Genomic DNA, 906 nt, shown 5'->3' with positions numbered 1-906 from the left:
ATCTGACTATAAACTGCTGCTCCTATAGGAAGACAGTTCTCATCAATAGTAAAATGATTGGAATGCTGGGAATACATCCATCCTTTTTCTTTGTTTCCACCGCCAAGTATCATAAATGTACCCGGTACCTTTTCAAGATATGAGGAAAAATCTTCAGAACCCATGATCTTACCTACCTGAATAATATTTTTTTCACCTATCAATTTGGCCACGGACTTCCTGGCAAATTCAGTGGATTTATCGTCGTTAATAGTGGGTTTAAATCCATCTTTATATTTAAAGTCATATTTGCAGCCATAGGCACTGCAGACACCATCTATTATTTTCTTCATCCATTTTGGCATCATTTTCCTGGAATCACTGGATAGAGCCCTGTTCATCCCTGTCATCTCAACTTTACCGGGAACCACATTAAATCTTTCCCCTGCCTTTACAGTTCCAACATTTATAACTATGGGATTCCTGGCATCGTTGAATCTGCTGACAATGGTCTGGAACCCTTCCATAATGGCTACTGCACAGGGCATTGCATCCACTCCCTGCCAGGGTGATGAGCCATGACAGGATTTACCCTCTACAGTAAGCTGCCATTCATCACCGGATGCCATAAAAGGTCCCTTTTGAACCACTACCTTACCCGTCTCAATCATTCCAAAAGTATGCATTCCAATAATCATATCCACTTTTGGATTTTCAAGTGCCCCATGCTCTATCATATAATCGGAACCGCTTGCGGCCTCTTCAGCAGGTTGAAAAATGAACTTTACACTGCCGTTTAATTTGTCTTTTAAAGCCGATAATATTTTTGCAGCCCCTAAAAGTTCCGCAATATGAGTATCATGACCACAGGCATGCATATAACCCGGATTTTTTGAACTGTATGGGAGCCCTGTATCCTCTGTAACT

At 41.2% G+C, this 906-nt stretch carries 1 protein-coding gene; it reads right to left on the bottom strand.

Annotation, left to right across the window (positions count from 1 at the left end):
- Positions 1-906: M20 family metallopeptidase (locus tag ACFHWD_RS20625; RefSeq protein ID WP_378062944.1), on the bottom strand; the 906-nt coding region annotated here is incomplete at both ends.

Source organism: Clostridium sp. MT-14 (genome assembly GCF_042436595.1).
GTDB lineage: Bacteria > Bacillota > Clostridia > Clostridiales > Clostridiaceae > Clostridium_B > Clostridium_B aromativorans.
The sequence above is the reverse complement of the archived record's forward strand: the minus strand, read 5'-3'. Positions and strand labels throughout refer to the sequence as shown.